We start from the raw sequence: 21,975 nt of genomic DNA, 5'->3' as shown, positions 1-21,975 counted from the left end.
CCAATAAAAAAGGCAGCCCCTGGGCTGCCTTTTTTATTGGGGCCGGGACTAGAAGTCGTCGACCACCTGACCATCCTTGACCTTGAATTCGCGGGTCTGCAAGTAGGCGTTGCGAATGAACACGTACTTGTCCCCGGTGATCAAGCGCTCGGCCTGCAGGAGACCTGCCCGGGTATCGACGGTGCTGAGGGCGAAGGCGCTGTTGCGCACGGCGACGTCGTCCACATAGGGATAGGCGCTGGTGTAGCTGTCCGGGATGCGACCGAGGCCGTCACGCACGCTGCTGGGGCCGAAGAACGGCAGGACCAGGTAGGGACCGCTGGTGGCGCCCCACTTGCCCAGGGTCTGGCCGAAATCTTCGTCGTTGCGCTGCAGGCCGGCCTTGGTGGCCACGTCGACCAGGCCGAGGCCGCCCATCGTGGTATTCATCAACAGGCGCGCGGTGTCGACCCCGGCGTGCTCGATCTTGCCTTGCAACAGGTTGTTGGCCAGGTTGCGCACGTCACCCAGGTTGTTGAAGAAGTTGCTCACGCCGGTCTGCACGAAGCCAGGCGTGAAGCGCTGATAGCCCTGGGCGACCGGCTTGAGGGCATAGGTATCCAGGGTATCGTTGAACACGAAGATCTTGCGGTTGAAGCCTTCCCAGGGATCGGGATTCTCGGCTTCGGCCGCCATGGCCTGACCGGCAAAGGTCAGGGCCGTTGCAAGGAGCGCTCCCCAGACCCTGGAACCACGTCGCTCGACCATCATCGCTTCTCTCCTCGTTGCACTCAGACGCCTGAAAGGCGCCGATTATAGTCATAGCTTTGCCACTTTGGCTTAGGGCCAGGCGCTATCCCTCGATCTTTGACCCGCCGTTGCGGTCAAAGAATCCGAACACAGGAGAAACGCCCATGACCACCTCTCATCTGCAGGAACAACTCGACCACCTCCGCCACCAGTTGGACCAGGATCCGCCCGCCTCGCCCGAGGATCGGGAAGAACTGGAACTGCTGATCCGGGATATCGAATTCCAGCTGGCCAACGAAGATGCCACCCGGGATGGCAGCCTGGTCGAAGGCGTCAATCTGGCCGTGGAGCGTTTCGAGGTCAGCCACCCGACCATGGCCGGCACGCTCCGCTCGATCATGAACAGCCTGAGCAGCATGGGCATCTGATCACTGCCGGGCGTAACGCTCCGCGGCGGGCTGGATGGCGTCACTGCTTCGGTAGGGATTGATATCCAGTCCGCCACGCCGCACATAGCGGGCGAACACGGTCAGCTTCGCCGGCTTGAGCAGCCGCCACAAATCCAGATAGATGCGCTCGACGCACTGCTCGTGAAAATCCGCATGCTGGCGGAAGGCGACCAGGTAGCGCAGCAGGCTGGCCGGTTCCAGGGCCAGGCCCTCATCGTACTCGACCACCACGGTGCCCCAGTCCGGCTGACCGGTGACCGGGCAGTTCGACTTGAGCAGGTGGCTGTAAAACCTCTGACTATCCCGTGCCTCACTCACGCTCAACAGTTCAACCTGCGGGTGGGCGTAGCGATCCAGGCTGATATCCAGATCGTCGACGCACTGGCCAGCGGGGCGTTGCACACCCCGTGCCGTCCAGTCATCCAAGGATACCAGGCTGACACCGACGGTACCGCCCGCTGCGGCGCTCAGGTCCTTGACCAGCACGGCTTCGAGTTCGGCCATGCTGGCGAACACCGACTGGTTCAGGGAGTTGAGGTACAGCTTGAAGGACTTGGACTCGATGATGTTCGGCGAATCGGCCGGGATGGCGAATTCGGCTATGGCCACCACCGGCTTGCCGGAAGGCAGCAACCAGGACAGCTCGTAGCAGGTCCAGACATCCACCCCGCGAAACGGCAGATCCTGCCCGTCCAGGCCTAGTTCCGCCCACTTGGGCGCGCGCGGGATCGGATAGAGCAGCGTCGGCGCATATTCGCTGACGTACTCGGTGCTTTTGCCCAAGGGCGATTGTTCTACGCTATGCATGACGCTCAGACACTCAATGACGCATGCCGCGCCCGCTCACGAGCAGACGGATGCTGACCAGATAAAGCACGACCACGGCGAACAGCATGAAGGCGATCGCCACCCCAATGCGGATGTCGGACACCCCGAGGATGCCGTAGCGGAAGGCGTTGACCATGTGCAGGATCGGATTGACCAGGGACACCTTCTGCCAGAAGGCCGGCAGCAGGTCTATGGAATAGAAGACCCCGCCCAGGTAGGTCAGGGGCGTCAGCACGAAGGTCGGCACGATGGAGATGTCGTCGAAGTTGCGCGCGTAGACGGCGTTGATGAAGCCGCCCAGGGCAAAGATCGCCGCGGTGAGAATGATCACCAACAGCATGATGCCCAGGTGGTGCACCTGCATGTGGGTGAAGAACAGCGATAGCAGGCTGACGATGGCGGCCACGGCCAGGCCGCGCAGGATGCCGCCCATGGCATAGCCGATGAGGATCACGTGCGGCGACACCGGCGAGACCAGCAGCTCTTCCACGGAGCGCTGGAACTTGCTGCTGAAGAAGCTGGAGACCACGTTGCTGTAGGCATTGGTGATCACCGACATCATGATCAGGCCCGGCACGATGTACTGCATGTAGGTGAAGCCACCCATGCCACCGATACGATTGCCGATCAGGTTCCCGAAGATCACGAAGTACAGAACCATGGTGATCGCCGGGGGCAGCAGCGTCTGTGCCCAGATACGGGTGAAGCGGCGCACTTCGCGATGGACGATGGTCCGCAGCGCCACCATGTTGGCTTGGAATTCGGTACTCATCGGGCGACCTTGGCTAGATTCTTTTCCACCAGGGAGACGAACAGCTCCTCCAGGCGATTGGCTTTGTTTCTCAGGCTCTGGACCTGAATGCCGGCAGCGTCCAGCTGACGGAACAGGGCATTGACCCCGCTGGCCTTGTCGATCTGCACCTCGAAGGAGTGATCGCCCAACAGCTTGGCCGGATAGCCGTCCAGCTGCGGCGCCGCCGTCAGCGGCTGGACCACATCGACGATGAAGGTCTCGACGTTGAGCTTCTGCAGGAGCTTGCGCATGCTGGTGTGCTCGACCAGCTCGCCATGGTCGATGATGGCGATGTTGCGGCAGAGATGCTCGGCCTCTTCGAGGTAGTGGGTGGTGAGGATGATGCTGGTTCCCTGCCTGTTCAGTTCGGTGAGGAAGCTCCACATGGAGCGCCGCAGCTCGATGTCGACCCCGGCGGTGGGTTCGTCGAGGATCAGCAGGCGCGGTTTGTGGATCAGGGCGCGAGCGATCATCAGGCGACGCTTCATGCCGCCAGAGAGCATGCGCGAAGGCGTATCGCGTTTGTCCCACAGCCCGAGCTGGGTGAGGTACTCCTCGGCGTGCTCACCGGCGATGCGTGCGGGAATACCGTAGTAGCCCGCCTGGGTGACGACGATGTCGAAGGCCTTCTCGAACTGGTTGAAGTTGAACTCCTGGGGCACCACGCCCAGGCAGCGCTTGAGGCCCGCGGGATCCTTGTCCAGGTCGTTGCCGAACACGGATACCTCGCCGCCGGACTTGTTGACCAGGGTCGAGAGAATGCCGATGGTGGTCGACTTGCCCGCCCCGTTCGGACCGAGCAGCGCGAAGAAATCACCTTCGACCACATCGAGGTCGATCCCCTTGAGGGCGGTGAAGCCGTTGTTGTAGGTCTTGGTCAGACCACGAATGGAGAGAGCTAGACTCATGTGCCTCCCGGCAAGAACTGATTCGCAAAGAAAAGTGCTACTTCCTATAACCCCGGCGGCGGGCAAAGGTTCGATCCTAGTCGAACCAGACAACGTCGGACAGTGCCCCTATACTGCGCAGCCGCTTTTTTAGGAGACACCCATGGCCACTTCCTATCTCGCCCACCACGTCGCCCTCCTCGCCCAGCTGCGTGCGGTTCTGGCCGATGTCGGCGCGGCCGAGCAGGTGCCCTCGGAGAACCACGCGCTGTTCCTCGACCGCTTCGACGAGCTGGTCGCCGGCCTGCCCCAGGCGCCCGAGGAATACGCCTATCTAGGGCAGGACCTGCTCAGCCAGATCTTCAGCCGCTATCCGCAGATCGCCCATCGGGTGCCGCGCGACCTGCTGTGGTTCTTTGGCGGCGACTGCCTGCACTTCATGCCGGACGAGGAGCTGGCGCTCTATCAGCGGCTGGACGAGCGTCGTCATGAGGCGGAATCCCGCGGCGAAGTCTTCGACTGGGCGCAGGAGCAGCGCCTGATGGCCCTGCCGGAAGACGCAGCGCGTCACTGAAACGTCGAAGGGCTATCGATCGGTTCGATAGCCCTTCGCGACCGCCAGGACGCCAGGCTACCTAGTAGTAGGCGTTTTCGCGGTTGGTGTGGTCGGTGACGTCGCGCACGGCGGTGAGCTCGGGGATCCGCTCCAGCAGGGTGCGCTCGACGCCATCCTTGAGGGTCAGATCGACCTGACCACAGCCCTGGCAACCGCCACCGAAGCGCAGCACGGCCACGTTGTCGTCGACGATATCGACCAGGCTGACCATGCCACCGTGGCTGGCGAGCCCCGGATTGATCTCGGTCTGCAGGTAGTAGTCGACACGCTCGTTGAGCGGGCTGTCCTCGTTGACCATGGGCACCTTGGCGTTGGGCGCCTTGATGGTCAGCTGGCCGCCCATGCGGTCGGTGGCGTAGTCCACCAGGGCGTCTTCCAGGAAGGGCTGGCTGATGGCGTCGATATAGGCGGTAAAGCTCTTCAGACCGATGGGCTGGTCATCGGGCTTCTCTTCGCCGGGCTTGCAGTAGGCGATGCAGGTCTCGGCGTACTGGGTGCCGGGCTGGGTAATGAAGATGCGGATACCGATCCCAGGGGTGTTCTGCTTTTCCAACAGATCAGCCAGGTAATCCTGAGCCGCGTCGGTAATGGTGATGGCGCTCATGGTAACTCCTCAACAGGTACCACAAGTTTACGCCACCCCACCCCTCGACGAAAGCCCTAGTGAAACAGTCGGATAATCGTCTCAATCCAGCCGCTGAACGAAGCTGCTCACCCGATTGCGCCCGGCATGCTTGGACTCATAGAGCGCTTTGTCCGCCTGCTGGATCATCTGCTCGTGATTGCCCAATGGCACGGACAAGTCCGTGATGCCGATGCTGATGGTGAAGGCGACGGGCGTGCCCAGCACGTCGAGACGCATGGCCTCCACAGCCTCGCGCAGGCGTTCGGCGAGCAGCCGGGCGCCCTCCACGCCCGTATCGAGCAGCACCACCCCGAATTCCTCGCCACCGTAGCGTCCGGCGATGTCGGCGTTGCGCACATGGGTCTTGATCACCCCGGCCAGCGCCTTGATCGCCTGATCACCGACGGCGTGGCCATGGGTGTCGTTGATGTGTTTGAAGTGATCGATGTCGAGCATCATCAGCGCCAGGCGGCCGCCATAGCGCTGGTGCCGGGCGAATTCCTCGGTGAGGCGTTCCTCCCAGTAGCCACGGTTGGCCAGCCCGGTCAGGCGGTCGGTGCGTGACAGCTCCTGCAGCTTGTCGTTGGACAGCTCCAGTTGCCGCTTGTTGATGGCGACATCGGTGACGTCGTAGATCACCACGCAGATATGGGCGATAGCCCCGGTGGAATCGCGCAACGGCAGCAGCGTCACGTTCTGGTACATGAAGGCTTCCACGCCGGTGATCGGCTGGTAGCTCTTGAAGTGCACCAGGTAGGGCCGCTGTTCCCAGATGGAGAAAGCCCGGGTGCCGAGCAGGACCACGCTTTCAGCCTTGGCGCGAAACCAGGCCTCGTCGATTTCGGCGAAGACCGCGAACAGCGATTGCTGGCTGACCTCGCTGAGAATCCGACCTGAATGGTTTTCCATGAAGCTATTCCAGACCTCGATGCGGTAGTCGAGGTCCAGCACCACGACACCGACGTCGATGTTCTGCACGATGTCCAGCAGCCAGTGGAGTTCGTTGATATCGATCTGTGCGGCCATGCTCAATTCATCAGGTAGCCGATCTTGTGAGTGATGCGCTTCACCGAGTCCTCGGTGAACAGCAGCAGCAGATCGAAGTGGACGTTATGGCCTTCCAGGCTGTAGCTGAGCTCGACGGCCAGGGTTTTCTTCCAGCGCGTCTTGTTGATGACGATGAGTTCGTCGATGGACGCGTGATGGCCGAGGATGGTGGGATGCCCTTGGGAGAAGCGGATGTCGAACTGCTCGGCGATGCCGGCCAGGCAGGCGCCGATGATGATGCTCGACAGATCCAGCAGCATCTCGATGTCGCCGGACTCGCCCGCCCCGCGCCAGCGCACCAGGCGCGCCATGTCATCGAACTCGGAGTCGTGGAAGATCAGCAACGCCTCGCCGGCGATACCCTCACCGATGTAGCCCTGGCAAACTGCACTGAGCCGATCCTCGCGCTGCGCATCCACCAGCGTCATGTGCAGCTCGCTGACTTCCAGGATGTTGACATTGGGAATGGGCAACTGAACGAAGACATCCAGCGCCTTGGCCAGCAGGGCCCCGGCGCGACCCATGGAGACGTTGACCACCTCGCGGAAGGCATCGCGGAAACTGACTTCCAGCTCTGGACGCGCGATGGGTTCCGCCGGAGTCGTCGGGCTTGGGCTATAGATACCGTGGCGCTGGAGCACCGTGGCCAGTTCGGTGGGATCGGCCGGCTTGCGGATGAAGTCCAGAGCGCCCAGTTCGCGCACCCGTGCCACCGCCTGTTCCTGGACATCGCCGGAGACGACGATCACCTTGACCGCCAGACCCTCGTTGCGAATTGCCGCCAGGGTGCCGTAGCCATCCAGGATCGGCATGGTCAGGTCCAGCAGCATCACCTGGCCCAGCCCCTGACGCAGCGCCGTGAGGGCTTCCTCGCCATTGGTGGCCTGGGTGATGGATACCCCCAAACCTTCGGGCAGGGAGCGAACCAGCTGCTTGCGCGCCATGTTCGAGTCGTCGCATATCACCAGAGGAATCACGGCCACCTTCCATGACACTGTTTTGACGCACAGTAAACGTCGGTCATCTGTCAGTAAAGCAGCACTTCGGGCGCTTGTCCGCCGTCCGCTCTAGATCGCTAAGCATCCATGGCATGAAAGACTCGCCGACCCTGCATGAGCATCGCTCATCATCAACGGTCGTCCATGCCAGGCCAGGCGCTGGCTTTTGCTATGCTGCCACCCTTTGTCCAGCGTCTCTTCATCTTTGTGGAATGCCCATGACCGATCGTAGCTCTCGCCTCGCCGCCCTCCGCCACGCCCTTGCGCAGCGCATCCTCATCCTCGACGGCGGCATGGGCACCATGATCCAGAGCTATCGGCTGGAGGAAGCGGACTACCGCGGCAGGCGTTTCGCCGACTGGCCGAGTGACGTCAAGGGCAACAACGATCTCCTGCTGCTGACCCAGCCGAAGATCATCGCCGAGATCGAAAAGGCCTACCTGGATGCCGGCGCCGATATCCTGGAAACCAACACCTTCAATGCCACTCGCGTCTCCCAGGCCGACTACGGCATGGAAGAAATCACCTATGAGCTGAACCTGGCCGGTGCCCGGGTCGCTCGCGAAGTGGCCGACGCCAAGACCCTGGAGACCCCGGATCGCCCGCGCTTCGTCGCCGGGGTGCTCGGCCCGACCAGCCGGACCTGCTCCATCTCTCCGGACGTCAACAACCCCGGCTATCGCAACGTCACCTTCGACGAGCTGGTGGAAAACTACACCGAGGCCACCCGCGGCCTGATCGAGGGCGGCGCCGACCTTATCCTGATCGAGACCATCTTCGACACCCTCAATGCCAAGGCGGCGATCTTCGCCGTCCAAGGCGTGTTCGAAGAGGTCGGCATCGAATTGCCGATCATGATCTCCGGCACCATCACCGACGCTTCCGGCCGCACCCTCTCCGGCCAGACCACCGAGGCCTTCTGGAACTCGGTACGCCACGCCCAGCCGATTTCCGTCGGCCTCAACTGCGCCCTGGGCGCCAAGGAACTGCGGCCCTACGTCGAGGAATTGGCGACCAAGGCCGATACCTTCGTCTCCGCCCACCCCAACGCCGGCCTGCCCAACGCCTTTGGGGAGTACGACGAAAGCCCCGAGCAGATGGCGGCGGTGGTGGAGGAGTTCGCCGCCAGCGGCCTGCTCAACATCGTCGGCGGCTGCTGCGGCACCACCCCGGCGCATATCCAGGCCATCGCCGAGGCCGTCGCCAGGCATGCCCCGCGCCAGCTGCCGGAGATTCCCAAGGCCTGCCGCCTCTCCGGCCTGGAACCCTTCACCATCAGCCGCGAGTCCCTGTTCGTCAACGTCGGTGAGCGCACCAACATCACCGGCTCGGCCAAGTTCGCCCGGCTGATCCGCGAAGAGAACTATGCCGAGGCCCTGGAAGTGGCCCAGCAGCAGGTAGAAGCCGGCGCCCAGGTCATCGACATCAACATGGACGAAGGCATGCTGGACTCGCAGGCGGCCATGGTCACCTTCCTCAACCTGATCGCCTCAGAGCCGGACATCTCCCGGGTGCCGATCATGATCGACTCCTCCAAGTGGGAGGTGATCGAGGCCGGTCTCAAGTGCATCCAGGGCAAGGGCATCGTCAACTCCATCTCCATGAAGGAAGGCGTCGAAGCCTTCATCCATCACGCCAAGCTGTGTAAGCGCTATGGCGCGGCGGTGGTGGTCATGGCCTTCGACGAAGACGGGCAGGCCGACACCGAGGCGCGCAAGAACGAGATCTGCGCGCGCTCCTACGACATCCTGGTCAACCAGGTCGGCTTTCCGCCGGAAGACATCATCTTCGACCCCAACATCTTCGCCGTGGCGACGGGGATCGAGGAGCACAACAACTACGCGGTCGACTTCATCAACGCTTGTGCCTATATCCGCGACAACCTGCCCTACGCCCTGACTTCCGGCGGCGTGTCCAACGTCTCCTTCTCCTTCCGCGGCAACAACCCGGTACGCGAGGCCATCCACTCGGTCTTTCTCTACCACGCCATCCAGAACGGCCTGACCATGGGCATCGTCAACGCCGGTCAGCTGGAGATCTACGACGAGATCCCGGCCGCCCTGCGCGAGCGGGTCGAGGACGTGGTGCTCAACCGCACCCCGGCCGGCACCGACGCCCTGCTGGCCATCGCCGACGACTACAAGGGCGGCGGCGCGGTCAAGGAAGCCGAGACCGAGGAATGGCGCGGCCTGCCGGTGGACAAGCGACTGGAGCATGCCCTGGTCAAGGGCATCACCACCTATATCGTCGAGGACACCGAGGAGTGCCGCCAGCAATGCGCGCGGCCCATCGAGGTCATCGAAGGTCCGCTGATGAGCGGCATGAACGTGGTCGGCGACCTGTTCGGCTCGGGCAAGATGTTCCTGCCCCAGGTGGTCAAGTCCGCCCGGGTGATGAAACAGGCGGTGGCCCACCTGATTCCCTTCATCGAGGCGGAGAAAGGCGACAAGCCCGAGGCCAAGGGCAAGATCCTCATGGCCACGGTCAAGGGCGACGTCCACGACATTGGCAAGAACATCGTCGGCGTGGTGCTGGGTTGCAACGGCTACGACATCGTCGACCTGGGCGTCATGGTCCCGGCGGAAAAGATCCTGCAGACCGCCATCGCCGAGAAGTGCGACATCATCGGTCTGTCGGGCCTGATCACCCCCTCGCTGGACGAGATGGTCCACGTCGCCAAGGAGATGCAGCGCCAGGGCTTCACCCTGCCCCTGATGATCGGCGGCGCCACCACCTCCAAGGCCCATACCGCGGTCAAGATCGAGCCGCAGTACCGGAACGATGCCGTGGTCTATGTCACCGACGCCTCGCGCGCCGTGGGTGTGGCCACCCAGTTGCTCTCCAAGGAACTCAAGGCCGGCTTCGTCGAGCGCACCCGCGCCGACTACGTCGAGGTGCGCGAGCGCACCGCCAATCGCAGCGCCCGCACCGAACGCCTGTCCTACGCCAAGGCCGTCGCCAACAAGCCGGCCTTCAACTGGCTCGGCTACCAGGCGCCCAAGCCCAGCTTCACCGGCACCCGGGTGTTGGAAGACATCGACCTGGCGGTGCTGGCCGAGTACATCGACTGGACCCCCTTCTTCATCTCCTGGGACCTGGCCGGCAAGTACCCGCGCATCCTCACCGACGAGGTGGTGGGTGAAGCCGCCACCTCGTTGTTCCACGACGCCCAGGCCATGCTCAGCAAGCTGATCGACGAGAAACTGATCAAGGCCCGCGCCGTGTACGGCTTCTGGCCGGCCAACCAGGTCCGTGACGATGACCTGGAAGTCTATGGCGAGGACGGCCAGCCGCTGGCCATCCTGCACCACCTGCGCCAGCAGACCATCAAGCCCGAGGGCAAGCCCAACCTGTCCCTGGCCGACTTCGTCGCGCCCAAGGAAACGGGCGTGACCGACTACATGGGTGGCTTCATCGTCACCGCCGGCATCGGCGCCGAGGAACTGGCCAAGGACTACGAGCGCAAGGGCGACGACTACAACTCGATCATGGTCAAGGCCCTCGCCGACCGCCTCGCCGAGGCCTGCGCCGAATGGTTGCACGAGCAGGTGCGCAAGGAGCACTGGGGCTATGCCGCGGACGAGACCCTAGACAACGAGGCGCTGATCCGCGAGCAGTACAAGGGCATCCGCCCTGCCCCCGGCTATCCGGCCTGCCCCGATCACACCGAGAAGGCCACCCTCTTCAAGCTGCTGGACCCCGAGGCCAGCTTCAACGAGGCCGGTCGCAGCGGGGTCTTCCTCACCGAGCACTACGCCATGTTCCCGGCAGCAGCGGTCAGCGGCTGGTACTTCGCCCATCCCGAGGCCCAGTACTTCGCCGTGGGCAAGATCGACAAGGATCAGGTCGGCAGCTACACCGAGCGCAAGGGCCAGGAGCTGGCGGTGACGGAGCGGTGGTTGGCGCCGAATTTGGGGTACGACAACTAGGCTAGCAGACGCCTCAGGTAACAAAAACATGCCCCTTTTCGCGGGCGTCCCTACTAGGGTGTAGGGACTTCCATCGACGAGGACCGCGTGCCCATGAGAGGCCTTACCCTAGCCACCGGCAGTCTTCTGCTTGGCCTTGCCACCCTGAACGCCACCGCCGCGCCCCAGGCGCTGAGCAAGGATCAGTGGCCCTTCACCGCCACGCCTCGTGCCACCCTGGACGCGCCCTGGGCCATCGCCTTCCTGCCCAACGGTACGGCGCTGATCACCGAGAAAGGTGGCGCGCTCAAGCATATGAACGTGCAGACCGGCAAGGCCCAGGACATCAGTGGCGTGCCAAAGGTTGTCGCTGCCGGCCAGGGCGGCTTGGGCGATGTCATCCTGCATCCGCAGTACGCCAGCAATCGGCTGATCTATCTGAGCTATGCCGAAGCGGGTGAAGGTGGCACCCAGGGTGCGGCAGTTGCCCGGGCCAAGTTGAAGCTGAATGCCGACGGCAGTGGTTCGCTCAGCGAGCTACAGGTGATCTGGCGCCAGACGCCCAAAGTCACTGGCAACGGCCACTATGGCCACCAGATGAGATTCGGGCCGGACGGCAAGCTGTGGATCACCTCGGGCGAGCGGCAGAAATTTACGCCTGCCCAAGATATGAATAGCAATCTTGGAAAGATCGTTCGTATCAATGAAGACGGACGGGTGCCTCTAGATAATCCCTTTGCCAAGGATCGTGGCGTAGCGGCCCAAGTCTGGTCGCTGGGCCACCGCAATCCGCTGGGCATCGCCTTCGACGCCCAGGGCCGCCTATGGGAGCAGGAAATGGGTCCTCAGGGCGGTGACGAGCTGAACCTGATCCAGCGTGGCGGCAACTACGGCTATCCCGAGGTCTCCAATGGCGACCACTATGGCGGCAAGCCGATTCCCGATCACTCCACACGCCCGGAATTCATCCCGCCCAAGATCACCTGGACGCCGGTGATCTCCCCCGCCGGCTTGATGATCTACGCAGGAGACCGCTTCCCGGCCTGGAAGGGCAATGCCTTCATCGGCGGGTTGTCGTCCAAGGCGCTGGTACGGATCGAACTCAAGGGCGAAGAGGCGCGCGAAGTCGAGCGCTATGCCATGGGCACGCGCATCCGTGACGTCGAGGAAGGTCCCAACGGCAGTCTCTGGGTCTTGGAAGACGGTGCCAACGCCCGGCTGCTGGAGCTCCAGCCGAAATAGCCGCCAGGGTCACCCAGGGACGGGTGACCGCTGTCTTAACGCAGCTCGGAGGGCGAGCGGCGGACGATCTTGATCGAGTGCTTGATCTCGGGCTTGCGGGTCACGCTGATCGGCCGCTTAGTCACGGTGTCCAGGGTGATGTTCCAGAAGCCGGTGCTGGGTACGGTGATGCGCGCCGGAAAGGTGTCGAAGGCGCCGCCATGGTAGGTGTGACGGCCACCGTTCTTGAAGCTGCGAAAATTGGCATCGTTCATCAGGCGGATGTTACACACCCCCGAACTCTGGATGACGACCAGGTCGCCCTCGTTGAGATGCTCGCGCTGGTGGATGAACTTCATGACGGGTCCTCGTCTTGCAAAGGACTAGGATAGCATCCCTGCCCTGTCCTATTATCGCCGCCCGCCCCCGACCTACCCTTTTCCCATGCGTATTTCCGATGTCGTCCAGTTGCTCGCCGAGGCCGGCGCCAAGCCCAAGCACAGCGCTAGAATCCTGCGCGCCTGGTGCCAGGGCCTGCCCCTGGATACCGGCACCCGCCGCCAGCAGGCGGAGAATTTCCTGCCGCTGGAGGTGCGCCATGCCATCCCCGCACTGACCGAGCGCCTGGAGGGCCTGGCCCGGGTGACCTCGGAGCATCCGGGTGCCGACGGTTCGGCGCGGATGCTGGTGACCCTGGGCGATGGCCAGGCGGTGGAAAGCGTGCTGCTGCCGCGTGATGGACTCTGCGTGTCGTCCCAGGTCGGCTGCGCGGTGGGCTGCGTCTTCTGCATGACCGGCAAGAGCGGCCTGCTGCGCCAGGTGGGCAGCGCCGAGATCGTCGCCCAGGTCGCCCTGGCGCGACGGATCAGGGCGGTGAAGAAGGTCGTCTTCATGGGCATGGGCGAGCCTGCGCACAACCTGGACAACGTGCTGGAAGCCATCGACCTGCTGGGCACCGCCGGCGGTATCGGCCATCGCAACCTGGTGTTTTCCACTGTCGGCGATCCACGGGTATTCGAGCGACTGCCCCAGCAGGCGGTCAGGCCGGCACTGGCGCTGTCGCTGCACAGTACCAATGCCGAGCGCCGGGCCCGCCTGCTGCCCAAGGCGCCCCGCTACGAACCGGGCGAGCTGATCGAACAGGGTGAAGCCTATGCCCGGCTGATCGGCTATCCGATCCAGTACCAGTGGACGCTCCTCGCCGGCATCAACGACAGTCAGGAAGAGATGGACGAACTGCTGCGCCTGATGAAGGGCAAATATGGCGTGCTCAATCTGATCCCCTACAACAGCCTGGAAGTGGACGACTACCAGCGCCCCGACGGCGAGCGCATCGTGCAGATCGTGCGCTACCTGCACAGCCGCGGCCTGCTGACCAAGGTGCGCAACTCCGCGGGCCAGGATGTCGATGGCGGCTGTGGCCAGTTGCGCGCCCGGGCAGAGGTGCTGCGCCCCGTACGCGTCAGCGCCTGACCGATCGTCCCGCGCCTGGCCCCGCCTATCAGATGCGGTGGAACGCCAGACCTGGCGCCCCCTCAGAGTGCACTCGCACCATTCAGAGGGAAGCTTTTTCCATGCAGGATCGCATCAAACGTCACGACCCCTTCATCGCCGGTCTGAAGGAACGCCTGCCCGAAGAGCTGCGCGAATCCTTTACCGAGGAGCAGCTGGAAGCCCTCAAGCTGGCCTTCGGCACCCGCAGCTGGGGCAAGCACAGCGTCGATCTGCGCGGCACCGTCAAATTCTGGCACCGCCGTTACTACTTCGTCTTCCTCGCCGGTCGCAACTACCGTCAACTGTCCCGCCTGGAGCAGGAATTGTCCCTGCTGGGCAAGGCCACGGTGCTGGCGGCGATTCTGCTGGCCTGCGGCCTGGTGGGTCTGGTGCTGCTCTATCTGCTCAAGTCGGCGCTGGGCATCGATATCTTTCCCGACTACTCCTTCGGAGTTTGGACCTGGTTCAAGGGTCTATTCGAGTAGCACGGATTCGCTGGACCCCGGCAGGGAGGCTTGCCCCTCGGGAGACCTCCTATGCCCCACCTGAATCGCCGCCGGACCCTCGGCCTGCTGGCTGCCAGTGCCGCCCTGCCCCTGCTGGGCGGCTATCCACTCAACGCCGTTGCGGCAGATGACGAATACCTCGCCCTGGTCGAGAAGGAAGCCCCCGGCGTCGGCTTCTATCGCCTGGCCGATGGCAAGCGCATCGGCAGCCTGGAATTGCCCGAGCAGCCCCATGAGATCGTCGCCGACCGTCAGGGTCGCTATGCCTATGTCGGCCAGTATGGCGTCAAGAGCTGGCAGGCGCCCGGCGAAGGCGGTCACCAGGTCAGCGTGATCGATCTCGCCGAGCGCCGGCTGGTAAGGTCCATCGACCTGTCGCCCTACCACCGCCTGCACGGCATGCGGCTGGACGACCAGGGCCGCCTCTATGTGCTCAGCGAGACCGATTCGCTGCTCATTCGCTTCGACCAGCCCGCCACCGCCGAAGCCCCCAGTCAGATCGTCCCGGTCGGCGGCACGCGCAGCCACTACTTCGTGCTGACCCGCGATGGGCGGCGTGCCTATGTCGCCGATACCCTGAGCGGCCTGGTTATCCTGGTGGATGCGCACAATCCCGCCGTCCTGCCGGTGAAGAAGTATCTTGGTCAGGCGCCAGAAGGCTGCTGCCTGAGTCCGGACGAGCGGACGTTCTATGTGCTGGACCGGTTCGCCGGCATCCTCCATGCGCTGGATGCCCGCGACCTCGCGCCGCTCCGCCAGGTCAAGCTGCGCGGCGAGGCGGTGCGCGTGGCCGCCTTGCCGGATGGCCGCCTGCTGGTGTCCAACCTGGCGGACAAGAGTCTTTCGCTGCTGCGGCCCGATACCCTCGCGGAAGTCGCCTATCTGCCCATGGGCAGCGCCGTGCCCGGACTCAACCTCGATCCCCGCGGCGAGCGCCTGTTCGCCGCCCTGGAGGACAACCAGCTGGCGGTGGTCGATCTGCGCAACTGGCGGGAGATCCGCCGCTTCGCCACCGGCAAGGCCCCGGACACTGCCGTAGTCTTCCAGGGCTGACGCTCGCCTGCACCCCGATCCGCTGCAAACCAGTCGGCGGATCCACAAGGCAAGAGAATCATCCGCATTTAACAATCTGAATCATTGTGATACAAATCACCGACCTCCGGGCGCCTTCGCGCCCCTTCGCTTATGTCGGTGATAGCTTTCATGCTCGTTCCCTTTTTGATCATGCTCCGCGAAGGCATCGAAGCGGCGCTCATCGTTGGCATCATCGCCAGCTACCTGCAACGCACCGGTCGCGGTCACTGGATGCCCGCGGTCTGGATCGGCGTGATGCTGGCCGCCGCGCTGTCGCTGTTCGTCGGCGCCGGCCTGCAACTGGCCAGCGCCGAATTTCCGCAGCGTCAGCAGGAACTGTTCGAAGCGGTGGTAGGCCTGGCGGCCACGGCCATCCTCACCTCCATGGTGTTCTGGATGCGCAAGGCGGCGCGTTCGATCAAGACCGAGTTGCACGACTCCCTGGAAAACGCCCTGTCCGCCTCGCGCAACCAGGTCTATGCCCTGATCGGTATGGTCTTCCTGGCGGTCGCCCGCGAGGGCCTGGAAACCGTGTTCTTCCTGCTCGCGATCTTCCAGCAGAGCGCCGGCCCCGGTGCGCCCCTGGGCGCCCTGCTGGGCCTGATCATCGCCATCGCGGTGGGCTATGGCCTCTATACCGGCGGCGTACGACTGAACCTGGGCAAATTCTTCCGCTTCACCGGTCTATTCATCCTCTTCGTGGCGGCCGGCCTGTTCACCAATTCGATCAAGGCTCTGCATGAAGCCGGGCTGTGGAATGCGCTGCAACAGGTGGTCTTCGACTGGAGCCACGTGCTGCCCGCCGACGGCCCGGTCGGCACGGTCCTGGCCGGTATGTTCGGTTACCAGGACACCCCCACGGTCAGCACCCTTGGCGCCAATCTGCTGTTCCTGGCGGTCACCCTGCCGCTGTTCTTTCGCACCCCAGCGCCGCCCCAGCGTCCTGCCGTAACCACCCCAGCCTCGCTGGAGCGCCCGTCTTGAACAACACCAACTCCCATTCGCCAAAGCCAGGCTCCACGGCCATGCGCCTGGCCGTGATCGGCTCCGCGACCTTGCTGGTCGTGGCGGCCGCCGCCTTCTACTACGCCTCGCGCTCGGCCGGTCAGCGCCATGCCGAGGTGGGTGACGGTGAGGTCAGAGTCGAGATTCTGGCCAATCGCTGCGAGCCCAATGCCCTGGAGGTGCCTGCCGGGCCGGCGCGTTTCCGTATCGTCAACCGCTCGGACCGTGCGGTGGAGTGGGAAATCCTCGATGGCGTCCTGGTGGTCGAGGAGCGCGAGAACATCGCCCCCGGTCTCAGCCAGGTCATCAACGCCACCCTGGCCCCCGGCGACTACGCCATTACCTGCGGCCTGCTGAGCAATCCGCGCGGCATCCTGAAGGTGTTGCCCACGGCCGCCTCGGAAGCCGCCAGCAAGGCCGGCCCGACCCTGACCCAGTTCGTCGGTCCGCTGTCGGAGTACCGCGTCTACCTGAATCAGCAGAGCCGCCTGCTGCTGCAGGGCATCGCCACCCTGCAACAGGCGCTGGCCGCGGGCGACCTGGAGCAGGCCCGCGCCGCCTATGCCGCTGCCCGCCTGCCTTACCAGCGCCTGGCGGCGACCGCCCAGCGCTTCGCCGAGGTGGACAATCGCCTCAATGCCCGAGCCGACTACTACGAACAGCGCGAACAGGATCCGGCCTTCGGTGGCTTCCATCGCCTCGAACAAGGGCTATTCGCGGGCAACAGCACCCAAGGGCTGGGGCCGGTCGCCGACCGCCTGCAGCAGGACGCCGCCGCGCTGCGCGACGCCTTGCTCGGTCAGTCGCTGCCACCGGAGCAACTCAGCGGCAACGCCGCGCGCCTGCTGCACAACCTGGCCAGCACCCGGATCTCGGGCGAGGAAGAGCGCTATAGCCAGCTGGTCCTGCCTGGATTCGCCGCCAATCTGGAAGGCACGCGCAAGGTGATCGAGTTGCTGCGCCCGCTGCTCGCCAAGGGTCATCCCGAGTTGCAGCAACGCCTGGATACCCAGGCCGACGCCTTTGCCGCGGCCATGGGCGATGTCCACCGCCCCTACTCTTCCCTGTCCCCTGACGATCGCCAGCGCATCGCCGCCGCGGCCCAGGCGCTGGCCAATTCCCTCGACCAGGTCGCCCCGGCCCTGGGCCTTGCCGCCACCAAGACCACGCCATGAAGAAGTCCGCTCCCGATCAGCCCAATATCGAACGTCGCCGCCTGCTGGGTGGCCTCGGCGCCGCCAGCGTGGCCCTGGCCGGTGCCGGGCTCTGCCCGATGCAGGCCCGGGCGGCCAGCACCGCCGAGGTGACCCGTGCCCCCGGCAGCGCCAATACCCATCAGCGCCAGGCGTTCCTTGGCCTGCACCAGAGCGGCATCGTCACCCCACGGCCGGCGGCCGGAATGATCGTGGCCTTCGATGTGCTGGCCAGCGATCGCGAGGACCTGGAACGCCTGCTGCGCACCCTCGACGAACGCATCCGCTTTCTCATGCAGGGTGGCCCGGTGCCGGAGGTGGATCCCAAGCTGCCGCCACTGGATTCCGGCATCCTCGGTCCGGTCGTGACGCCGGACAACCTGACCATCACCGTTTCCGTCGGCGAGTCCCTGTTCGATGACCGCTTCGGCCTGGCCGCGGTCAAGCCAAAGCAGTTGCAACGCATGACCGGCTTTCCCAACGACGCCCTGGAAGCGGACTGCTGCCACGGCGATCTCTGCCTGCAGTTCTGTGCCAATACCCCGGACACCAATATTCACGCCCTGCGCGACATCGTGAAGAACCTGCCGGACCTGCTGGCGATCCGCTGGAAGCAGGAAGGCAGCGTGCCGGTGCAGGATCTGCCGCCCGGCCAGCCCGCCGAGAGCGCGCGCAACTTCCTCGGCTTTCGCGACGGCTCGGCCAACCCCGACTCGACCGACCAGCAGGCGATGGACAGGATCGTCTGGGTCCAGCCCGGCAGCGGCGAACCGGCCTGGGCGGCCCAGGGCAGCTACCAGGCGGTGCGCATCATCCGCAATTTCGTCGAGCGCTGGGATCGTACCCCGCTGCAGGAGCAGGAAGCCATCTTCGGTCGGCGCAAGGCCAGTGGCGCGCCCATGGCCGGAGGTCACGAGACCGACGTGCCGGATTACGCCAGCGACCCCAAGGGCAAGGTCACGCCGCTAGATGCCCATATCCGCCTGGCCAATCCCCGCACCCCGGAGAGCCAGCGCAACCTGATCCTGCGCCGCCCCTTCAACTACTCCAACGGCGTGCGCAAGAACGGCCAACTCGACATGGGCCTGCTGTTCATCGCCTACCAGGCCGACCTGGAACAGGGCTTCATCGCCGTGCAGAAGCGGCTGGATGGCGAGCCCCTGGAGGAATACATCAAGCCCATCGGCGGCGGCTACTTCTTCGTCCTGCCAGGCATCACCGATCCAAAGGACTACCTCGGCCGCAGCCTGCTGGCCGCCGCACCGCTTTAAACCCTCGACAGGAGAAGTCGAATGAAACGCTCGTCACTCGCCGTTGCCCTCGGACTGGCTCTGGCCATGCCGGCCTTTGCCGCCAACTCGCCGCTGGACCTGGTCGGCCCCATCTCCGACTACAAGATCTATGTCACCGACAACCTGGCCAAGCTCACCGAGCAGACCCAGGCCTTCACCGCAGCGGTCAAACGCGGCGACCTGGCTACCGCGCGCAAGCTCTATGCGCCGACGCGGGTCTCCTACGAGCAGGTCGAGCCCATCGCCGAACTCTTCAGCGACCTGGACGCCGCCATCGACTCCCGTGAAGACGACCATGAACAGGGCGTCAAATCCGAGGACTTCACCGGCTTCCACCGTCTGGAACACGCCCTCTTCACCCAGAACACCACCGAGGGCCAGGGGCCCATCGCCGACAAGCTGCTGGAGGACGTCAAGGACCTGCAGAGCCGTGTCGACGGCCTGACCTTCCCGCCGGAAAAGGTCGTGGGTGGCGCCGCGGCGCTGATGGAGGAAGTGGCGGCGACCAAGGTGTCGGGCGAGGAAGAACGCTACAGCCATACCGATCTGTACGATTTCCAGGCCAACGTCGACGGCGCCAAGAAGATCGTCGACCTGTTCCGCCCGCAGATCGAGAAGCAAGACAAGGCCTTCGTCGCCAAGGTCGATAAGAACTTCGCCACGGTCGACAAGATCCTGGCCAAGTACAAGACCAAGGATGGCGGCTTCGAGACCTACGACAAGGTCAGCGAGCGTGATCGCAAGGCCCTGGTCGGTCCGGTCAATACCCTGGCCGAGGACCTCTCCACCCTGCGCGGCAAGCTGGGCCTGAACTAACCGCGGCTGCTAAAACTACTGCGCGTCCGCCAGACGGGCGCGTGCAGTGCTCGGAATCCTCATGTACCGCTCGTACACTCCGGTTCCTGCGCGCCGCGCGCACCCGCCTGACAGCCGCTCGCTACGTTTTATCAACCACGGTATTCATAAGTGGTATCCGGCGCCGCCCACCCGCTTTCCGCTTATCGCCGGAATAGATTTATATATAAAGAAACATCGCTTTTAAGCATATAGACCTGCTGCTATCGTGCACGGCCTAGAAAAGTCGCCAGCGCGCCCCTTGGGTGCCCAAGACTTCGATCACGCGCAGCCGTGCGCGCCGCCTGACAGCAGGATGACCATGTACGTTTACGATCAGTACGATCAGCGGATCGTCGAAGAACGTGTCGCCCAGTTTCGCGACCAGACCCGCCGCTTCCTGGCCGGAGAGCTGGGTGGCGAAGAATACCGCCCACTGCGCCTGCAGAACGGTCTCTACATCCAGCGCTATGCGCCCATGCTGCGCGTCGCCGTGCCCTATGGCCTGCTGAATACCAAACAGGTCCGCAAGCTGGCGCAGATCGCCCGCGACTACGACAAGGGCTACGCCCACATCAGTACCCGGCAGAACTTCCAGTTCAACTGGCCGGAGCTGGAAGACGTGCCCGAGATCCTCGCGGAGCTGGCCACCGTGCAGATGCATGCCATCCAGACCAGCGGCAACTGCATCCGCAACACCACCACCGACCAGTTCGCCGGTGTCGCCCATGACGAACTGATCGATCCGCGCCCCTGGTGCGAGATCATCCGCCAGTGGTCGACCTTCCACCCGGAATTCGCCTTCCTGCCGCGCAAGTTCAAGATCGCCGTCAACGGCGCCGCCCTGGATCGTGCCGCCATCGAGGTGCACGACATCGGCCTGGAAGCGGTGCGCAACGAGGCCGGCGAGCTGGGCTTCCGCGTGCTGGTCGGCGGCGGCCAGGGCCGTACCCCCCACACCGGTGAATTCATCCGCGAATTCCTGCCCTGGCAGCACCTGCTCAGCTACCTGGAAGCCACCCTGCGGGTCTACAACCGCTACGGTCGCCGCGACAACAAGTTCAAGGCGCGCATCAAGATCCTGGTCAAGGCCCTGGGCGCCGACGCCTTCGCCGAAAAGGTCGAGGCCGAATGGGCCCATCTCAAGGACGGCCCCATTACCCTGACCGACGCCGAGGTCGCGCGGGTCTCCGCCTTCTTCGTCGATCCGGCCTATGCCGAGCTGCAGGACCAGGACGAAGCCCTCGCCCGCCTGGACGCCGAGCAGCCCGGTTTCGCCCGCTGGCGTCAGCGCAACACCTTCCGCCACAAGCGTCCGGGCTATGTCGCCGTGACCCTGTCGCTCAAGCCCACCGGCGTGGCCCCGGGCGACGTCACCGATCGCCAGCTGGACGCCATGGCCGACTTGGCCGATCGCTACAGCTTCGGCGAGCTGCGCACCTCCCACCAGCAGAACGTCATCTTCGCCGACGTCCGCCAGGATCAGCTGCTGGAGCTCTGGCACGAGTTGCGCGAGCACGGCTTCGCCACCCCCAACATCGGCCTGCTGACCGACATCATCTGCTGCCCGGGCGGTGATTTCTGCTCCCTGGCTAACGCCAAGTCGATCCCCATCGCCGAAGCCATCCAGCGCCGTTTCGACGACCTGGACTACCTGTTCGACATCGGCGAGCTGGATCTCAACATCTCCGGCTGCATGAACGCCTGTGGTCACCACCACGTCGGCCACATCGGCATCCTGGGCGTGGACAAGAAGGGCGAGGAGTTCTACCAGGTATCCCTCGGCGGCGACGCCGGTCGTGACGCCACCCTGGCCAAGATCCTCGGCCCCTCCTTCGCTCAGGACCAGATGCCCGAGGTGATCGGCAAGCTGATCAACGTCTACGTCGAGCAACGCACCGAAGACGAGCGCTTCATCGACACCTACCGCCGTATCGGTATCGACCCCTTCAAGGAGCGCGTCTATGCAAAGAATCATTAAGGGCGACCAGCTGGTCACCGACAACTGGCACCTGCTGCCCAAGGACGTCGCCTTCGCAGACGTCCCCAACAGCGACGACGTGATCATTCCGGCCGCGCTGTGGCTGGAACACGGCCATGCCCTCACCTGCCGCGATGGCCGCATGGGCATCTGGCTGGACAGCGACGAAGAGCCCGAGAGCATCGCCGCCGATCTCGAGCATTTCGCCCTGATCGCCATCAACTTCCCGGCCTTCGTCGACGGGCGCGGCTATTCCTATGCGCGCCTGCTGCGCGAACGCTTCGGCTGGACCGGCGAGCTGCGCGCCATCGGCGACGTCCTGCAGGACCAGCTGTTCTTTCTCAAGCGCTGTGGCTTCGACGCCTACGTGGTCCGTGCCGACCGCGATCCGGAAGCGGCGCTGGCCGGTCTGCGCGACTTCAGCGTGACCTACCAGAGCGCGGTGGATCAACCAGAGCCGCTGTTCCGTCGTCGCCAGGCCTGACCGCCCTGGAG

General features: G+C 64.3%; 21 protein-coding genes and 1 other RNA gene. 14 read left to right on the top strand and 8 right to left on the bottom strand.

The window, feature by feature from the left end:
* Window positions 1-48 precede the first annotated feature (48 nt).
* Window positions 49-675, bottom strand: coding sequence for an MlaA family lipoprotein (locus tag LRS53_RS05605; protein ID WP_157225825.1), 627 nt, complete (start codon window positions 673-675; stop codon window positions 49-51).
* A gap of 218 nt (window positions 676-893) precedes the next feature.
* Here LRS53_RS05605 and LRS53_RS05600 point away from each other — a divergent pair, with 218 nt between their 5' ends.
* Window positions 894-1,157, top strand: a complete 264-nt coding sequence (locus tag LRS53_RS05600; protein ID WP_017640583.1) for a DUF4404 family protein — start codon at window positions 894-896, stop codon at window positions 1,155-1,157.
* On the opposite strand, the gene queF is transcribed toward LRS53_RS05600, so the two are convergent.
* From queF to LRS53_RS05585, 3 genes are read right to left on the bottom strand one after another with little or no spacing between them, the layout of a single operon-like run.
* A complete protein-coding gene (gene queF / locus LRS53_RS05595; RefSeq protein WP_231355234.1) occupies window positions 1,158-1,985 on the bottom strand; it encodes an NADPH-dependent 7-cyano-7-deazaguanine reductase QueF in 828 nt (275 codons plus the stop codon). It lies immediately after the preceding gene.
* A gap of 13 nt (window positions 1,986-1,998) precedes the next feature.
* Window positions 1,999-2,778: an ABC transporter permease gene (locus LRS53_RS05590; protein ID WP_064308680.1), complete on the bottom strand. Its 780-nt coding sequence runs from the start codon at window positions 2,776-2,778 to the stop codon at window positions 1,999-2,001.
* Window positions 2,775-3,707: an ABC transporter ATP-binding protein gene (locus LRS53_RS05585; protein WP_231355233.1), complete on the bottom strand. Its 933-nt coding sequence runs from the start codon at window positions 3,705-3,707 to the stop codon at window positions 2,775-2,777. Before LRS53_RS05585 ends, LRS53_RS05590 begins: the two co-directional genes overlap by 4 nt.
* Before the next feature lie 142 nt (window positions 3,708-3,849).
* Between LRS53_RS05585 and LRS53_RS05580 the strand changes: the two genes are divergently transcribed.
* Window positions 3,850-4,260, top strand: a complete 411-nt coding sequence (locus LRS53_RS05580; protein ID WP_017640579.1) for a PA2817 family protein — start codon at window positions 3,850-3,852, stop codon at window positions 4,258-4,260.
* Between the two features lie 61 nt (window positions 4,261-4,321).
* Here LRS53_RS05580 and nfuA read toward each other — a convergent pair whose 3' ends face one another.
* The 3 genes from nfuA to LRS53_RS05565 all read right to left on the bottom strand — a co-directional run bounded on the left by nfuA (window position 4,322) and on the right by LRS53_RS05565 (window position 6,918).
* Window positions 4,322-4,906 carry a Fe-S biogenesis protein NfuA gene (gene nfuA, locus LRS53_RS05575; RefSeq protein WP_007158397.1) on the bottom strand — a complete coding sequence of 195 codons (585 nt, stop codon included), beginning with the start codon at window positions 4,904-4,906 and terminating at the stop codon, window positions 4,322-4,324.
* An 81-nt stretch (window positions 4,907-4,987) separates the two neighbouring features.
* On the bottom strand, window positions 4,988-5,953 hold the full coding sequence (locus tag LRS53_RS05570; RefSeq protein ID WP_231355232.1) for a sensor domain-containing diguanylate cyclase: 966 nt from the start codon (window positions 5,951-5,953) through the stop codon (window positions 4,988-4,990).
* 2 nt (window positions 5,954-5,955) lie between these two features.
* Window positions 5,956-6,918 carry a response regulator gene (locus LRS53_RS05565; protein WP_231355231.1) on the bottom strand — a complete coding sequence of 321 codons (963 nt, stop codon included), beginning with the start codon at window positions 6,916-6,918 and terminating at the stop codon, window positions 5,956-5,958.
* 266 nt (window positions 6,919-7,184) lie between these two features.
* Between LRS53_RS05565 and metH the strand changes: the two genes are divergently transcribed.
* Both metH and LRS53_RS05555 read left to right on the top strand, forming a co-directional pair.
* A complete protein-coding gene (gene metH / locus LRS53_RS05560) occupies window positions 7,185-10,901 on the top strand; it encodes a methionine synthase (protein ID WP_231355230.1) in 3,717 nt (1,238 codons plus the stop codon).
* 93 nt (window positions 10,902-10,994) lie between these two features.
* Window positions 10,995-12,122 carry a PQQ-dependent sugar dehydrogenase gene (locus LRS53_RS05555; RefSeq protein WP_231355229.1) on the top strand — a complete coding sequence of 376 codons (1,128 nt, stop codon included), beginning with the start codon at window positions 10,995-10,997 and terminating at the stop codon, window positions 12,120-12,122.
* A 35-nt stretch (window positions 12,123-12,157) separates the two neighbouring features.
* Here LRS53_RS05555 and LRS53_RS05550 read toward each other — a convergent pair whose 3' ends face one another.
* On the bottom strand, window positions 12,158-12,460 hold the full coding sequence (locus LRS53_RS05550; protein WP_017640573.1) for a DUF1883 domain-containing protein: 303 nt from the start codon (window positions 12,458-12,460) through the stop codon (window positions 12,158-12,160).
* Window positions 12,461-12,545: 85 nt separating this feature from the next.
* On the opposite strand from LRS53_RS05550, the gene LRS53_RS05545 reads away from it, so the two are divergent.
* The 10 genes from LRS53_RS05545 to LRS53_RS05500 all read left to right on the top strand — a co-directional run bounded on the left by LRS53_RS05545 (window position 12,546) and on the right by LRS53_RS05500 (window position 21,964).
* Window positions 12,546-13,574 carry an RNA methyltransferase gene (locus tag LRS53_RS05545; RefSeq protein ID WP_231355228.1) on the top strand — a complete coding sequence of 343 codons (1,029 nt, stop codon included), beginning with the start codon at window positions 12,546-12,548 and terminating at the stop codon, window positions 13,572-13,574.
* A 101-nt stretch (window positions 13,575-13,675) separates the two neighbouring features.
* Window positions 13,676-14,080: a hypothetical protein gene (locus LRS53_RS05540; protein WP_059314926.1), complete on the top strand. Its 405-nt coding sequence runs from the start codon at window positions 13,676-13,678 to the stop codon at window positions 14,078-14,080.
* A gap of 51 nt (window positions 14,081-14,131) precedes the next feature.
* The gene (locus tag LRS53_RS05535; RefSeq protein ID WP_231355227.1) at window positions 14,132-15,154 is read left to right on the top strand and encodes a YncE family protein; all 1,023 of its coding nucleotides are present in this window, start codon (window positions 14,132-14,134) and stop codon (window positions 15,152-15,154) included.
* 150 nt (window positions 15,155-15,304) lie between these two features.
* Window positions 15,305-16,159: an iron uptake transporter permease EfeU gene (gene efeU, locus LRS53_RS05530; RefSeq protein ID WP_231355226.1), complete on the top strand. Its 855-nt coding sequence runs from the start codon at window positions 15,305-15,307 to the stop codon at window positions 16,157-16,159.
* Window positions 16,160-16,200: 41 nt separating this feature from the next.
* Window positions 16,201-17,355, top strand: coding sequence for an iron uptake system protein EfeO (gene efeO, locus LRS53_RS05525; RefSeq protein ID WP_231355410.1), 1,155 nt, complete (start codon window positions 16,201-16,203; stop codon window positions 17,353-17,355).
* Complete coding sequence (efeB, locus tag LRS53_RS05520; RefSeq protein ID WP_231355225.1) at window positions 17,352-18,644, top strand: iron uptake transporter deferrochelatase/peroxidase subunit; 1,293 nt, start codon at window positions 17,352-17,354, stop codon at window positions 18,642-18,644. Before efeO (LRS53_RS05525) ends, efeB begins: the two co-directional genes overlap by 4 nt.
* A 21-nt stretch (window positions 18,645-18,665) precedes the next feature.
* Window positions 18,666-19,481, top strand: coding sequence for an iron uptake system protein EfeO (efeO, locus tag LRS53_RS05515; RefSeq protein WP_231355224.1), 816 nt, complete (start codon window positions 18,666-18,668; stop codon window positions 19,479-19,481).
* Between the two features lie 61 nt (window positions 19,482-19,542).
* Window positions 19,543-19,618: non-coding RNA, sX9 sRNA (locus LRS53_RS05510), on the top strand.
* Between the two features lie 203 nt (window positions 19,619-19,821).
* Window positions 19,822-21,480: a nitrite/sulfite reductase gene (locus LRS53_RS05505; RefSeq protein ID WP_017640565.1), complete on the top strand. Its 1,659-nt coding sequence runs from the start codon at window positions 19,822-19,824 to the stop codon at window positions 21,478-21,480.
* On the top strand, window positions 21,464-21,964 hold the full coding sequence (locus LRS53_RS05500; protein WP_231355223.1) for a DUF934 domain-containing protein: 501 nt from the start codon (window positions 21,464-21,466) through the stop codon (window positions 21,962-21,964). Before LRS53_RS05505 ends, LRS53_RS05500 begins: the two co-directional genes overlap by 17 nt.
* The last annotated feature ends 11 nt before the right edge of the window (window positions 21,965-21,975 follow it).

The organism is Pseudomonas sp. PLB05 (assembly GCF_021106615.1).
Taxonomy (GTDB): Bacteria; Pseudomonadota; Gammaproteobacteria; order Pseudomonadales; family Pseudomonadaceae; genus Chryseomonas; species Chryseomonas benzopyrenica.
Note: the sequence above shows the minus strand (reverse complement) of the source record. Positions and strands in the feature narration are given on the sequence as shown.

Excerpts from the sequence above, each read along its gene's own strand:
- efeU (WP_231355226.1), top strand. The coding sequence starts at position 15,305 with ATGCTCGTTCCCTTTTTGATCATGCTCCGCGAAGGCATCGAAGCGGCG.
- LRS53_RS05535 (WP_231355227.1), top strand. The coding sequence starts at position 14,132 with ATGCCCCACCTGAATCGCCGCCGGACCCTCGGCCTGCTGGCTGCCAGT.
- LRS53_RS05605 (WP_157225825.1), bottom strand. The coding sequence starts at position 675 with ATGGCGGCCGAAGCCGAGAATCCCGATCCCTGGGAAGGCTTCAACCGC.
- queF (WP_231355234.1), bottom strand. The coding sequence starts at position 1,985 with ATGCATAGCGTAGAACAATCGCCCTTGGGCAAAAGCACCGAGTACGTC.
- LRS53_RS05545 (WP_231355228.1), top strand. The coding sequence starts at position 12,546 with ATGCGTATTTCCGATGTCGTCCAGTTGCTCGCCGAGGCCGGCGCCAAG.
- LRS53_RS05600 (WP_017640583.1), top strand. The coding sequence starts at position 894 with ATGACCACCTCTCATCTGCAGGAACAACTCGACCACCTCCGCCACCAG.
- LRS53_RS05500 (WP_231355223.1), top strand. The coding sequence starts at position 21,464 with ATGCAAAGAATCATTAAGGGCGACCAGCTGGTCACCGACAACTGGCAC.
- nfuA (WP_007158397.1), bottom strand. The coding sequence starts at position 4,906 with ATGAGCGCCATCACCATTACCGACGCGGCTCAGGATTACCTGGCTGAT.
- LRS53_RS05590 (WP_064308680.1), bottom strand. The coding sequence starts at position 2,778 with ATGAGTACCGAATTCCAAGCCAACATGGTGGCGCTGCGGACCATCGTC.
- efeO (WP_231355224.1), top strand. The coding sequence starts at position 18,666 with ATGAAACGCTCGTCACTCGCCGTTGCCCTCGGACTGGCTCTGGCCATG.
- metH (WP_231355230.1), top strand. The coding sequence starts at position 7,185 with ATGCCCATGACCGATCGTAGCTCTCGCCTCGCCGCCCTCCGCCACGCC.
- LRS53_RS05555 (WP_231355229.1), top strand. The coding sequence starts at position 10,995 with ATGAGAGGCCTTACCCTAGCCACCGGCAGTCTTCTGCTTGGCCTTGCC.
- LRS53_RS05505 (WP_017640565.1), top strand. The coding sequence starts at position 19,822 with ATGTACGTTTACGATCAGTACGATCAGCGGATCGTCGAAGAACGTGTC.
- efeO (WP_231355410.1), top strand. The coding sequence starts at position 16,201 with ATGCGCCTGGCCGTGATCGGCTCCGCGACCTTGCTGGTCGTGGCGGCC.
- LRS53_RS05550 (WP_017640573.1), bottom strand. The coding sequence starts at position 12,460 with ATGAAGTTCATCCACCAGCGCGAGCATCTCAACGAGGGCGACCTGGTC.
- LRS53_RS05585 (WP_231355233.1), bottom strand. The coding sequence starts at position 3,707 with ATGAGTCTAGCTCTCTCCATTCGTGGTCTGACCAAGACCTACAACAAC.
- LRS53_RS05570 (WP_231355232.1), bottom strand. The coding sequence starts at position 5,953 with ATGGCCGCACAGATCGATATCAACGAACTCCACTGGCTGCTGGACATC.
- LRS53_RS05565 (WP_231355231.1), bottom strand. The coding sequence starts at position 6,918 with ATGGCGCGCAAGCAGCTGGTTCGCTCCCTGCCCGAAGGTTTGGGGGTA.
- efeB (WP_231355225.1), top strand. The coding sequence starts at position 17,352 with ATGAAGAAGTCCGCTCCCGATCAGCCCAATATCGAACGTCGCCGCCTG.
- LRS53_RS05580 (WP_017640579.1), top strand. The coding sequence starts at position 3,850 with ATGGCCACTTCCTATCTCGCCCACCACGTCGCCCTCCTCGCCCAGCTG.
- LRS53_RS05540 (WP_059314926.1), top strand. The coding sequence starts at position 13,676 with ATGCAGGATCGCATCAAACGTCACGACCCCTTCATCGCCGGTCTGAAG.